Source organism: Sessilibacter sp. MAH3 (assembly GCF_054658275.1).
This window is the reverse complement of the sequence record NZ_BAAGIE010000006.1, coordinates 143,795-156,727: the sequence shown is the minus strand read 5'-3', so window position 1 is coordinate 156,727 and position 12,933 is coordinate 143,795. Positions and strand designations below refer to the sequence as shown.

The window sequence follows — 12,933 nt, the reverse complement described above, 5'->3', positions numbered from 1 at the left end:
CTAGTCGTGAGGGAACCAAGTTTGGCAGATTTGCACGTGTATTGCGGCAATTGCTAGCTGAAGCTCATTCAGATAGCTGCGAAAATCCGCACCCAGATCACCCTCTTTTTCGATGATGTATTTGGGCAGTTTGTCGGTGTTAACTGGAGATTTTCTACCAGAGACTTGTGAAAGATTTGTGGCTGCCTGACAAATTTGCCGACTGCAATAGGCCACGGACCTAGGTAGAAGCTCTTCATCGAGTAAAAAGCGAGCAACATCGCTGCCACGTACGGTCGATTTTACCGCTCTTCGATAACTCATGTACGCATCGATTGAACGCAGTACGTTGCCCCAAATCACTTGAGCCGGATTGGATGTCTCAAATACTTTGGTATTTTCAAGTACCGCAGCTCCAGCGTCGAGAATACGCGTTGTCATATCGGCGCGTTCGATATTACGCCCGAGTTTTATAAATTGCCAAGCTTCATCGCGAATCAGCGAACCGTGCAACAGGCCATTTAGCGATTGCGAGCGCTCAATAATTTCGGTTAAAAACTCGTGACGGCGGGCACGTAATAAACCATCGCGGGAATGCTTATTGACGTAAATAAACAACTCGTTGACCTGTTCCCAGGCCGCCGGCGGAATCACATCGCGGGTGGTTCTTAGGTTTTCACGCACGGCCCTTACCGATGCTGCGATAGAACTTGGATTATCTGGATCGGAAACCAAAAACTTAACAATATTGCGTTCGCTTCGAACCTTGTAACGCCGGTTGAAAGTTTCTGCGCTGCTGTTGAGCTCAATAAGGTTAAACCAGCTGATATCCAGTAAATCTTTTGGCAGGTCGAACAGTAAATTATCGTACACACCAATTAATCGAGAGGTGTTTTCGGCGCGTTCTAAATAACGGGCTGCCCAATAAAGGCGTTCTGCAACTCTAGCCAGCATCTTACACGCCCTCCGATTCAACGATCCAAGTATCTTTACTGCCACCGCCTTGGGAAGAGTTCACCACCAGTGAGCCTTTCACCATAGCAACGCGGGTTAATCCGCCGGTGGTAACGTAGAGATCTTTGCTTTGCAAAATAAAGGGTCGCAAATCTAGGTGACGAGGTTCGGGGCGGCCGCCATCGGTAAGTGTTGGCGCGGTCGATAACATTAATGTTGGTTGAGCAATGTAGTTACGTGGGTTTTCTTTTATCAACTTAACAAATTTTTCTTGATCTTTTTTGGTGGAGTGAGGGCCAACTAACATGCCGTAGCCACCAGATTCATTGGCAGGCTTCACTACGAGCTCGTGAATATGCTCGATCACATATTCGCGTTCGTCTTCGTTGTCACATAAATAAGTTGGTACGTTGGGAATCAGCGCCTTTTCACCCAGATAGTATTCGATGATTTTTGGAACATATGCGTAGATGACTTTATCGTCGGCAACGCCCGCACCTGGTGCATTGGCCAACGCGACATTGCCCTTTTTCCACGCTCTCATGAGTCCGGGTACACCCAGCATGGAGTCTTTACTGAACACTTCTGGGTCAATGAACATATCGTCGATGCGTCGATAAATAACATCAACGCGCTCGCGTCCACGGATGGTTCGCATATAAACGCAGTCATCGGTATCCACTAACAAATCAGAGCCTTCAACCAGCTCTGCACCCATTTGTTGCGCCAAAAAGGCATGTTCGAAATACGCTGAGTTATAAATGCCCGGTGTGAGTACAACAATTTCAGGTTGTTTCACTTTACGCGGCGACAAAGCCGCGAGCATGTCGAATAATTTTGATGGGTAATCGTCGACCGGAAGCACGTTTTCGCGCCCAAATACCTCTGGCAACACGCGTTTGGTAACTGCACGATTTTCGAGCATGTAGGACACGCCAGACGGTACGCGCAGATTATCTTCTAAAACGTACATCTTGCCGTCGGCATCGCGCACCAAATCGGAGCCGCAAATGTGTGCCCACACACCAAAAGCGGGCTTTACGCCAACGCATTCTGGGCGAAAATTCTTCGAATTTTGAATTAGGTAAGCCGGAACGATACCATCTTTGATGATTTCCTGCTTATGATAAATATCGTTAATGAACAAATTGAGTGCTTTTAGGCGTTGCTTTAAACCTAATGCAATTTGATTCCATTCTTTGGCTGGAATAATTCGGGGAATAATGTCGAACGGCCAAGCTCTGTCGATATTACCTTCGTCGGTATAAACGGTAAAACTCACGCCCATATCCTGAACGGTTGCGTCTGCCAATTGGCGACGTTTTTGTAATTCTTCAACGCCTAACTTACTCACAAAATTAGCGAGTCTTCGGGCTGGCTGACGCGGGTTACCTCTATTATTGATTAATTCATCATAGAGATCGGCGCACTCATAATTTTTCCATTCGATACTCATTTAGAGCACAGCTCCTTTAGGTCGTTTATTTATAATATTCTGTTGCGGTTGCTGGAGCGATAAAGCGTTGTAGCCTTATAGGTGTTGTCGGTTTGCGCATCGATAATTGATTGTCGATAGCAAATATCTTGGAAGCTCGTTGCCTAACGCAAAAATCATAAATCATCTTAGGCAATCCAAAATTTCGGTAAGCATGCCATGTGTGCACGGTCATGTATTGACTTAGCTTTAGTTGCATAACGTTTGCGCATAAATTGAAAGGGCCAAACGTGGTTAAATTCGGTGAATATTGCATAATTCAGAGCAGCATTTATGCCATTTGATAATTTCGCGGCAAGTGCAGGATTATTTTTAAATTGCGCCATACACACCAATAAAGTTTTCTCTGATTTTTTCTAATAAAAAAACTATAGGAATCTCTGATTAACTCAGCCATGATTTAATCAGACGGCAGAAATTGAAAAAGGCGATGTCCAATTTCTTCACAATTTCAATCACATTCCGTTCTTGAAATTGGTGACACATCTTTGTGTCGCAGGAAACTCTAGGCTGGTCACAGCTTCCTCTAAGAACTACTTTACGATAGATCAACAGTGAAAGGCGACTGTTTTGAACTGTAAGGTTATCGAGGTGAGAGCGAATTTGCCGAAGATTTGAATGTTTATTTGCTGGGTCAATAGCGATATTTGGTAAGAATCCAACTGTGCACATGCAGCATCGCTAATGATTGATTGGGTTGTGGCTGCATGTGCGTAAAGATGCGAATGAAAACTCGGTTAAACTTTTAGTTCTGGAAATTCTTCAATCAAGCGACGTAAACCGTCTAACCAATATTTTCTTGCGGCCAAGAATTCTTGATCGTATTCATTAAAGCGACGATAGCGATCCAGATTAAAGCTGTCTTTTTCGTAAATCAGCACGTCCATGGGTAACCCCACCGACAAATTACTTTTAATGGTCGAGTCTAAAGACACAACCATAGAGCTAAGGGCGATATTTAATGGTGTTGTGTATTCGAGGGTTCGTTCCAAAATAGGCTTGCCGTATTTGTGTTCACCTATCTGAAAGTAAGGCGTCTCGCGGGTTGATTCGATAAAATTACCCTGCGGATAGACAAAGAATAAGCGCGGAGCTTCACCTTTAATTTGCCCGCCCAATAGCAAGCTGCCAGAGAAATCGACTTTCTTGTCGTAATCTTCTTCGCTATAACCGTGAATGATTTCCCGCAGGCGCTTACCCACGTGCTTGGCGCAGTCAAACAGCGACGTATGATTAAGCAGGTTGGATTCGTTGGCTCGAATTTCTTTACGTAATAACTCTATCAAGGCTTGGCTGGTGCCGAGGTTGCCTGAACACAAAATAACCAAGGCGTGAGTTTTATCGTTTGAGAAGGTATAGAGTTTTCTGAACGTGGAAATATGATCGACACCGGCATTGGTACGGGTATCGCCACCGAACAAGAGACCTTGTTCGAGATTCATTGCTACGCAATAGGTCATTGTCATTCTCGCTGAGCTTTTTGGAGCGGAGTATAGGAATTATAAGTTAATTCTTCCACCTGCTGTTATTTTGCCGCAGGTAAAATAATGGCGTAAGGCCTACTGCCTTGTTTCTCGGTGATTAAATCATGGCGGAGTTAAGCGGATGTTCCTAAATCATTTCAATTGGTTATCGCAATTGAGCAGGCAGTAGCTCAGTATTTGGTAGATCGCCTACGGTGGATTCTAGTCTTTTTTAAAGCGTGAATGTTATGGCCGGTTAATGTCGATTTGAGCTGCTATTAAAACTATTTTGGATGATTAATCTACAGCGTGTTCGCTTAATCGATAGCGTGCGAGTATTTCCTGATAGCGTCCCGATTGTTTTAACTGCTGCAATCCAGCATTGAACTGCTGCACGATGGTTTCGGTTGTTGTGACTCGACTAAAAACAAAGTGCAGATCGGTCTCGCCGATTAACAGCAGTGGAGTGATGTTTATTTGTTGTTTCATTACGCTGTTGTTAACTTCAAACAACGAGCTTTCTTGGATAAATCCGTCGATACGACCGCTAACCAGTTTTTTGTGGTTTTGCATGTCACTGGAAACTTCGATGATTTGATCGTGAAATGCTTGGGCTTTTTTTAAAGGTTCGAATAAAGCACCGTGAAATGTGCCGCGAGTTACTCCTACTCTAAAACCTCTGCTTAAAAGTTCCGTTATGGTTTGACCGCTGAACTGATCGTAAAATTTGTTATTGATATAGAGAATATATCGTTCGCGAAAATAGGGTTGCGAATAAAACAGATACCGTTTGCGTTTATCTGTTAAACCCATGGAGCCTACTAAGTCAATTTCTCCTGAATATAAGCTCGGCAAGCTTCGCCAGAATGGCAGCTGTTTGAAGGCTAGGGAGATATTTTGTTGATCGAGAATTTCTCGTGCAATATCAATATCCAAACCGACAATCTTACCGTTGCTGCTGTAATAAAAGGGCTGCCATTGCTCATAGCTCATCGTTAAAGAGGTAGTCTGTGCAAATGATTGCGCGCTGATGAACAGAGCAAGGAGCCAAAGACTGTGATAATGGAGTTTTAATTTTTTTATAATGACTTCGTCAATAATTCGCGCTTTTGTTGCCCTGTTTTGAGCGGTGATGAGATTTAAAAGCATCGAAATTTTCATGAAGTTTTAGGACGTTAAAAAGCTAGTTAATGGTTAAATTAAATGTATTTAAAGACGCTGACATGCTGTCGGTTACTACTGCCCAATCAAATAACGTTAGGAATACTTGCGAATTTATTGAATAGGATTTTTCCCGCTCGGTGAGTTCACCTCTTACCGAGATTATTTCGCCGCGAGACTCAGAAAATTCTTGTGGAAATAATTTTGACCCCAACCACAGGCGAATGTTTTTATTGCCAAAATCGGTAAATATATTTTGAGTTACCAAAAAAGTTGAGGTTTGAAATTTTTTACGGTTTTTGACGAACATTGACGGAAATTCAAAATAACCGTCAGCATCAGTAACGGTTGTATCGATTTCTATACCTTGCCATTGTGCAGTTCGAGTTAATGTTAAATGCGCTTGGGGCTGTTGATTGACGGTAATAATTCCACACATGGCAGAAAACAGGCACACGCTATCCCCGGTAGTTGAATTCATCATTGGCGCACCTTTGTCAATAACCGTATATAAGAAGTAAGCCTTAGGCTGTTGATGGCGAATTAGTAGATACATTTCAGTTTAGGAGATTTTTTATTTGATGGTGCCTTACCTGATAAAAATGTGTGCTCTGGCAAGATTGTGACAGCTTTTTTAAAAAGCTGTCACTAATGTTGATATTGATAAATTAGTAATTAGAAGGTTATTGAGTCTTTTAAATACTCACGTAGCATCGTTAACGAGTTTTTAAGGGACTTTTAGCGGATGTTAAAGAAGGGTGTCGAGCATAGCCTTATTGAATTCTAGTTTTGGAAAATTACAAACAAGTAGGCTCTAAATTATTTATTTTTCATAGAAAACTCTGATCAACCCAGAGTTTCTTGCGACACTAGAATGTGCCAATTTCGAGAACAGTAAGTGATTGAAATTGTGAAGAAATTGGAAATCGCGGCGTTAATTTCTGTCGTCTGGTTCAAGCATGGATGAGTTAACCCGAGATTCCTGTGATTTTATCATCTCAATTCCCTAGCGTAATAGAGATTGGCGACTCGTCCCTGAGTCGCTAGAAATTTTGGCTTTATCAGAGCCTAATTTGCTTTGAGTACCAGCTAATTAAAACGTAAATCGCAAACCCACTTCGGCACCAATACCCGCGGCTGGGGCCGAGTCTTTGGTGAATGAGGTGTGATCTCGAATGTCTTCGTCTAAAAGGTTTTTACCTTTGGAATAGATCGCAAGATTGCTGTCATTGATTGGTAAGTTGTACTCAATCAAGGCTTCAAGGCGATTATAGCCGTCCGTTTTGGTTTCATTGCTGCTGGTACGTGACTGATCAAACACTTGGACGCTTGAGAGTTGTGCAAACCAACGATTTCTGGCCCAGCTGAGTTCTGCGCCTAATCGAGCGGGTGCTAGTCTTGGTACATCTTCACCGTCATCAAGCTCGCCTTGCACATAGTCACCAAAAACGCGAAGGTCGAAATGTTGATTGCTATCGCGGAATAAATGCTGAGTAAATTCGGCTTCAATTCCATAGAAATCGGCGTCTTGCTGATTGTAGCGAATAACTTCTGGATCATCCGTGAAGCCTGCAAAAATGTAATCGCGAATATTGTTATAAAAGACGTTGATTTCACCCGTCCATTCGCCGCTGTGTTTGCGTAAACCAACTTCTATGTTTCGGCTGGTTTCGGTATCGAGATCGGGATTACCAATTTCAATGCGGCGCGTTGCGGCGTGTTCAATTAAATCTTGCTCAGCAAAGTTGGTACAGGTTGATTCGCTAACATTCGAGAACAATTCTTCTTCGGTGGCGGCGCGTTCAGACAGGCTCGCCGAAATCCAAACGTTTGCGCTGTCGCTAATATCACGCAGTGCCGACGCCGAGGCGCTGAAGGTTGTCTCGGACTGATCGCAACCACTAGAAAGCTCGGTATCGGTTCTTTCTATACGTGCGCCGAGTTCCAGTTGCAATTGTTTGTATTCAAAGCCTTCTAGCGCAAACACCGCAAAGGAACGAATGTCGGTTGGTAGGATATATCCTTCACCGCCTTCAGAGCCGAACTCTCGATCCTGAATTTGCACGCCAAGAACACCGTGTTGGCTGTTTGGGCTACCGTGTTTTAGGGTAAAACGAGAGTCAAAGCCTTCGTTAAAAAAGCGTGTGCCGATTTCCTCTTCGCCTTCGTCTTCGGCAAATTCTTCTTCAGGTTCAATTTCTATTTCGCGATGTTCATAATCGGTGAAGCCAATATGAGCGTTTAATTCGTTAAAAAAGCCATTTAAAAGCCAACCGGTTTCAATTTCGTAGCGAGTTTGATCAAGATCGATGCGAATATCGACACCTTCTTCATCGCTGACTCCTGGCGGAGCTGGCGGCAGTCCGTACTCTTGCTGTAAGTCGCTAACCGCAATACCAATATAACCGCTGTCGAAGAAATACGTTGCGCCTAGGCCACCACTTTTGCCATCAAAATTACTGTTGCGTAGCCTGCCGGTTGTATCTTCATCTTGAAACGGTGGTAAAAAATTGCCGTCCGGAATCTCCACATCGTTGCCGTTGAAAATGGTCCCGTCAGCGTGTACGGCGAAATTTCCGGCGGGAGCATCAAGGGTAAATGCCGTCGTGTTTTGGTCGTTATTGGTGTCGTGACTTTGCAGGATACGAGCGCTTGTTTCTTCAAGAGGTTGCGAGGCAATGCGTTTGTCCAAAACGTTGACGACACCACCGATTGCGCCGTTGCCATAAAGCAAGGTTGCCGGGCCGCGCAAGACCTCAATGCGCTCTGCGGCAAATGGGTTTACGCCGTTGGCGTGATCGGGACTCACCGACGAGGCATCTAGTGTGTTGATGCCGTTTTGAAGCACGCGTACTCGATTACCCGATTGGCCACGGATAATTGGGCGACCAACACCTGCGCCAAAACTGCTAGATTGCACGCCGGGTAAGCTGTCGATGGTATCGCCAAGCGTGTTTGCAAGATCGTTGTTGAGCTGTTCGCCACTGAGGACATTAATTGGCAATGCTGTGTCGGCAAGTTTTTTTTGCAGCTCGCCGGTTACAACAACTTCTTCGATTACTGTTAAATGTTGTTCATGTTCTGGCGCCGCGTAGCCGGTTGCAGCACACAATAAGAAAGGCAATCCCGAAATGGCTTGAGTTAATTTTTTTGGGGTAAATCGATGTAAAGGGCGGTTCATAAATTCCACTCAAATGAATACCTACGCTAAAAAAGCGCAAATTTTTATAATATTAAATCTGTGAGTTACTTTTAGATTGAGAAAAAACGCTTAACGCTGAGTGGAAGGTGGTGCGCGAATACTAAAGCGGTGATTAATCCGAGCGGATAAGATCGGATTGGAGTATTTGACGTTGGTTTGTTCGGTAGTGTCAGAGCAACTGTTTAGGGTTGTCAGTGTGTGAATGGCGCCTGCTGGTGAGTGCGCACAATCGCATAAACCTTGCTCTGCAAAAGGTTGATAACTGTGGCTGGCAAGATGATGTGCGTTAGCAAATTGCGTCCACAGCAAAAAGACCAGCAGCACGGCGACGTGGGCTGACGAGTGAGCTGTTAAAAAACGACGCAATTGTGACATCTGTGTTCAAGAATTTAGAAGATAAATTTAGAGTTTGGTAATTTACTTTAAAAAGGCAATAAATGTAACTGTAGTTCTGTAAATATTCGAGCAAGCCCTTATCAAATTGAGGTGAGCGAATAGCCGTTGTTTAGGATTCCCTAAAGCCTTTGAAAAAAACTATCGTGATGCAATGTCTATTTTAAGCTTCCTGTAATTGACGTTTTAATAGAGCTATTAGTTTACAGTATGCGTGCGGCAAAATGACGCAGGCTAACAGCGGAATAATCGACACCCGTTAAAACCGGCAGAAGCTGGTCGAGACGCCTGAATAATTTTTGCTGATTTAAATTTACTGCAAAATTTGAAAATACGATTTTCAAATAAATTGCAACCATAAACAATTCACCAGTAATTATTGTTGGTGAATTGGCGACGCATCTCCAACTCTAATTAGACAAGTCAAATCCAGCTAAAAAAGCCAATGCCAACTAAACAAGCCCTTCCGTTAGACGCTTAACTCTGTGAAGAGCCTCAATCGAATTATGCGTACAACCAGTGCGATCGAGTTTGGTGTTTTTACAGTAATCGAAACTAAAGGAACCTCTGATTAACTCATCCATGATTTAATCAGAGGACAGAAATTGAAAATGCGATTCTCAATTTCTTCACAATTTCAATCACTCACGGCTCTTGAAATTGGCGACACATCCTGTGTCGCGAGAAACTCTAGGTTAATCAGAGTTTCCTAAATTATTTATTGCATTCGGAGTTGGGCAGAAGGTGAGATGTATTTCTGGCGGCTAATGCTGCGTAATCGCTTGCATGTCCAGTTATTACCGAAAAATCAGATTAATGTTTTTGGCTATGTAGAACCGAATAAGCGTTGGTGACTAAAAAACATGCTTCCCTGCATAGACTCTTCGGTCTTGGTTAGATGCAAGGGATGGCGGATTTACTCACTTTGATTCATCCGAGCCGTCGTTATTTTTAAAGACGCACATAAAATATGATCACAGTGATAGCTTTTTCTGTTCGATTGATTATAATGTCGTCATTGGGTTGTTGAGACCCTGTCTTATTTTATTTCTTTTATAAATTCCCTTCTAAATAACAGAGCTGTAGTAATTATTTTAGTTATTAAAACCCTATAATTTTTATTGCCTAATCCAACAGTTTTTGCTTAACGCATTTTTAACCTACGTAAATATCGTTTCAATTTTTGATGTCACTTTCTTTGTTTTTTTAGAAATTTTTGCTCTTTTTAAAATTTAATCGCTAAAAATATTTTACTGCTCATTATTTTTTTTAATTTTTTCTATAATCGTTTAAATCGATTTTTGTAAAAACTATTTCTCAATCAATTAAATAAAAATTTAATGAAATTTTTTAAATAAGAAGATCGTTAATTTTAATTTCGAGAGAAAAATTAGGTCGCTTTGAGCGGCAATTTAATCGAATTAAAAATTCCACGCAGACATCTTTTGGTTTTTGTTTAAGAGCGTAATAATTTTTGATATAGGTTTTGATATACGCATTCTTACAGCGTGAATCTTAGCTAATATACGGAAGCCGTTATTAAGAAGCTGTGAAAATAGGGTGTTTTTGAATACTTGAGTTCAATACTGAGATAAGCTCAGCTGTTTTGGCGTAATTTTATAATTTAGGGTGAGGCGATATTTGTAGGGAATTTACAAGTTTAAGAAGACGTTAATGGAATATGTAAACAAAATATTTATCTCGATTAATGATTTTTTGAACATATAACATTAATAGCGATATTCCATATTGCAATGGTATTTCTTTGAAGATTATTCGTGGAAATGTGTAATTTGATGAGTTGTTATTTATTGAATAATTCGATTTTGTATCTTGATTTTAATCAAAAATATGAAATTGTTCAGGGTGGTTTAGTTAAGAAAAATTCTACGAAAATGACATTATTTTAATATTAAACAATTTTTAACATTAATTCAGACGCTTATTTACATTTATTAATCTACATAACGCCTGTCTATTTTTGATCCTCTGTTATGCTTTGCGTGGCTTAAAAATAAGAGCCAACTTGCAACGTAAAGGAATATTTTAAAGGATCATGCCATGTTAGCCTCTAAGAAATTAAAAATAAAAGCGCTGGCAGCTGTTGTGTCTATGACATCAACTTTTGCTTTCGCAGCTGAGCCTGTTGACCCAACCAACCCTTCTCTACTACCTGCTCCAGGGGAAGGTCCAAATAACACCGTTAGCATTACTCAAGAAGAAATTGCTTCTGGCGACTTCCCGCTAGACATCATTTCTCAGCAAGGTATGCAAATGTTCTCTACTCCGTTCAATACATACGACGGTTTAGGTGACGGTCCGTTAAACCAAGCAACTAAAGCTACCTTCGGTGGTCGTCCATCATACGTTCAACCAAACGATGATTTGCCTTTCCCATTCCCACGTCGTGCGAACGGTGGCGATTCACAGTCGTGTTTGGAATGTCACGCTGTTGGTAGTGCTGCGGTTATTCCAACTCGCTTCACCGTTGGTGGTGTGGGTGGTGTTTCTAACCACGTATTGGCAACCACTAACTTCGACATCGCTGACGAAGCTGGTAACGGTTTCGCTCGTGTTGACGGTCGTCCAATCAACCCACCTTTCGTATTCGGTTCTGGTGGTCTTGAGTTGGTTGCGATGGAAATGACCAAAGATCTTCAAAAGATCAAAAAGCGTGCGAAGAACAACCCAGGTGTTTTCTTTGACCTTAAAACTCACGGCGTAAGCTTTGGTAAAATTCGTTGGGAAGAGCACGCTGCTACTCCTGAAGCGGTAGCTATCGTTGAAGAACAACGCGATTTGCGTTACGCGCATGCTTGTAACCCAGAAGGTACTAGCCTTGCGATCGGCGATCCAATCTTCGGTGAGCCACACAACATTCCTGATCAGTGGGCAGACACTGAAGACGGTACCGTTCTTCACTTAGACGTTTCTCAAGTAGAAGGTGTTGGTCCAGACTTGATCATCCGTCCATTCGGTCGTAAAGCAACTCGTGTAACGACACGTGAATTCGACTGTGATGCGATGCATTTCCACCACGGTATCGAAGCTGAAGAAGTATTCGGCGAAGAAGACCACGATGGCGACGGTTACATCAACGAAATCACCATCGGCCAAATGTCTGCATTGGCTATCTTTAACACCACTACTCCACCTCCTTTCGAAATGGAGTTAAGCAAAGAAGCCAAACGCGGTAAGACTTTGTTCAAAGACATCGGCTGTGTTGATTGTCACAAGCCAAAACTACAGTCTAAAGACAAAATTCTTTCTTACCACTTCCCAGAATTTATGCCTGGTTTAGAAATCTTCACTCCAGAAACTAAGTTCTATGAAGTTGACATGACTACTCTAGGCTTTGTTGAGAACAACCGTGGTGGTATCACCGTTCCTGCGTTCTCTGACCTTAAAGTTCACTACATGGGTCCACGTCTAGAAGAGAAAGCGTCTGGTGCTTCTGATACTGCAAACGGTAGCTTCATCACTGCACGTCTTTGGGGTGTAGCGGATACTGCTCCTTACTTGCACGATGGTCGCGCTCCAACTTTGCATGAAGCGATTCTTCAGCACGACGGTGAAGCATTCACTCAACGTGAATCTTTCCGTGGCTTGACTAATGAAGACCAAGCTAAAGTGATTGCATTCTTGAAATCACTACGCACTCCAGAAGAAATCTAAGTTTAGATTTACTGATCGGATAGCGAAAAAAAACGGGCCTTTTAAGGCCCGTTTTTTTATGCGTTATTATTTAATTTCAATTAAATAATAAATGCCCGAAGTGACTCGGGCGTTGTTGTTTTCTTTTTTTAAATCTGAGTTATTCGCTTAATTCTTTATTGAATGATGGAGAAAGTTTGCGGTTTAAAGGAGATGCTAATTAACGAGGGTTTCTGTCTGTATAACTGTGTTATCAATCGAGAGCAGATATAGAGATAAAGGATTGAGGTTTTATCACATTGCACGAAGGCGTGTAATTTTTGAGTTCTGATTGAATCAACAGCCAGTTAATCGTAGGCACCTAAATATTCGTGGTGCGAAAGAATTGAATATTTATTTTGTTTTTGAATAAAAAAATGAAGCTTCATTTTGTGGGTTAATATCGAATTCTACGCAGAATAAAGACCAGTGGCCGACTGTAATAACAGTAGGTGATCAAAATCGTGAAAAGACGGAAATTGATATTTTCAATGTTCGCACTTTGATTAAATCATGGAGGAGTTAATCGTGGATTCCAATAGTGTCAAAATATTCGAACATCTCTCTTAAAACTGCTAGCTGTCTACCGCTTT

8 protein-coding genes are annotated in these 12,933 nt (G+C 42.1%); 1 reads left to right on the top strand and 7 read right to left on the bottom strand.

Translation table 11 applies throughout. The features are described from left to right. From ACYQ2C_RS05725 to ACYQ2C_RS05695, 7 genes are all read right to left on the bottom strand, one after another. Positions 1-933, bottom strand: a complete 933-nt coding sequence (locus ACYQ2C_RS05725; RefSeq protein WP_460047222.1) for an alpha-E domain-containing protein — start codon at positions 931-933, stop codon at positions 1-3. Between the two features lies 1 nt (position 934). Then, a complete protein-coding gene (locus ACYQ2C_RS05720) occupies positions 935-2,389 on the bottom strand; it encodes a circularly permuted type 2 ATP-grasp protein (RefSeq protein ID WP_460047223.1) in 1,455 nt (484 codons plus the stop codon). A 776-nt stretch (positions 2,390-3,165) separates the two neighbouring features. Then, positions 3,166-3,888, bottom strand: a complete 723-nt coding sequence (locus tag ACYQ2C_RS05715; protein WP_460100420.1) for a peptidase — start codon at positions 3,886-3,888, stop codon at positions 3,166-3,168. 300 nt (positions 3,889-4,188) lie between these two features. Next, positions 4,189-5,040 (bottom strand): substrate-binding periplasmic protein, encoded by an 852-nt coding sequence (locus ACYQ2C_RS05710; RefSeq protein WP_460100423.1) that lies wholly within the window; start codon positions 5,038-5,040, stop codon positions 4,189-4,191. Between the two features lie 34 nt (positions 5,041-5,074). Then, positions 5,075-5,536, bottom strand: coding sequence for a DUF6795 domain-containing protein (locus ACYQ2C_RS05705; RefSeq protein WP_460100426.1), 462 nt, complete (start codon positions 5,534-5,536; stop codon positions 5,075-5,077). Between the two features lie 609 nt (positions 5,537-6,145). Next, positions 6,146-8,233: a TonB-dependent receptor gene (locus ACYQ2C_RS05700; protein ID WP_460100429.1), complete on the bottom strand. Its 2,088-nt coding sequence runs from the start codon at positions 8,231-8,233 to the stop codon at positions 6,146-6,148. Between the two features lie 90 nt (positions 8,234-8,323). Further along, the gene (locus ACYQ2C_RS05695; RefSeq protein WP_460100432.1) at positions 8,324-8,629 is read right to left on the bottom strand and encodes a hypothetical protein; all 306 of its coding nucleotides are present in this window, start codon (positions 8,627-8,629) and stop codon (positions 8,324-8,326) included. Between the two features lie 2,079 nt (positions 8,630-10,708). On the opposite strand from ACYQ2C_RS05695, the gene ACYQ2C_RS05690 reads away from it, so the two are divergent. Next, positions 10,709-12,322, top strand: a complete 1,614-nt coding sequence (locus ACYQ2C_RS05690; protein WP_460100435.1) for a di-heme oxidoredictase family protein — start codon at positions 10,709-10,711, stop codon at positions 12,320-12,322. Positions 12,323-12,933: the final 611 nt, after the last annotated feature.

Coding starts and splice junctions, on each gene's coding strand:
- ACYQ2C_RS05725 (WP_460047222.1), bottom strand. CDS start 933: ATGCTGGCTAGAGTTGCAGAACGCCTTTATTGGGCAGCCCGTTATTTA.
- ACYQ2C_RS05720 (WP_460047223.1), bottom strand. CDS start 2,389: ATGAGTATCGAATGGAAAAATTATGAGTGCGCCGATCTCTATGATGAA.
- ACYQ2C_RS05715 (WP_460100420.1), bottom strand. CDS start 3,888: ATGACCTATTGCGTAGCAATGAATCTCGAACAAGGTCTCTTGTTCGGT.
- ACYQ2C_RS05710 (WP_460100423.1), bottom strand. CDS start 5,040: ATGCTTTTAAATCTCATCACCGCTCAAAACAGGGCAACAAAAGCGCGA.
- ACYQ2C_RS05705 (WP_460100426.1), bottom strand. CDS start 5,536: ATGATGAATTCAACTACCGGGGATAGCGTGTGCCTGTTTTCTGCCATG.
- ACYQ2C_RS05700 (WP_460100429.1), bottom strand. CDS start 8,233: ATGAACCGCCCTTTACATCGATTTACCCCAAAAAAATTAACTCAAGCC.
- ACYQ2C_RS05695 (WP_460100432.1), bottom strand. CDS start 8,629: ATGTCACAATTGCGTCGTTTTTTAACAGCTCACTCGTCAGCCCACGTC.
- ACYQ2C_RS05690 (WP_460100435.1), top strand. CDS start 10,709: ATGTTAGCCTCTAAGAAATTAAAAATAAAAGCGCTGGCAGCTGTTGTG.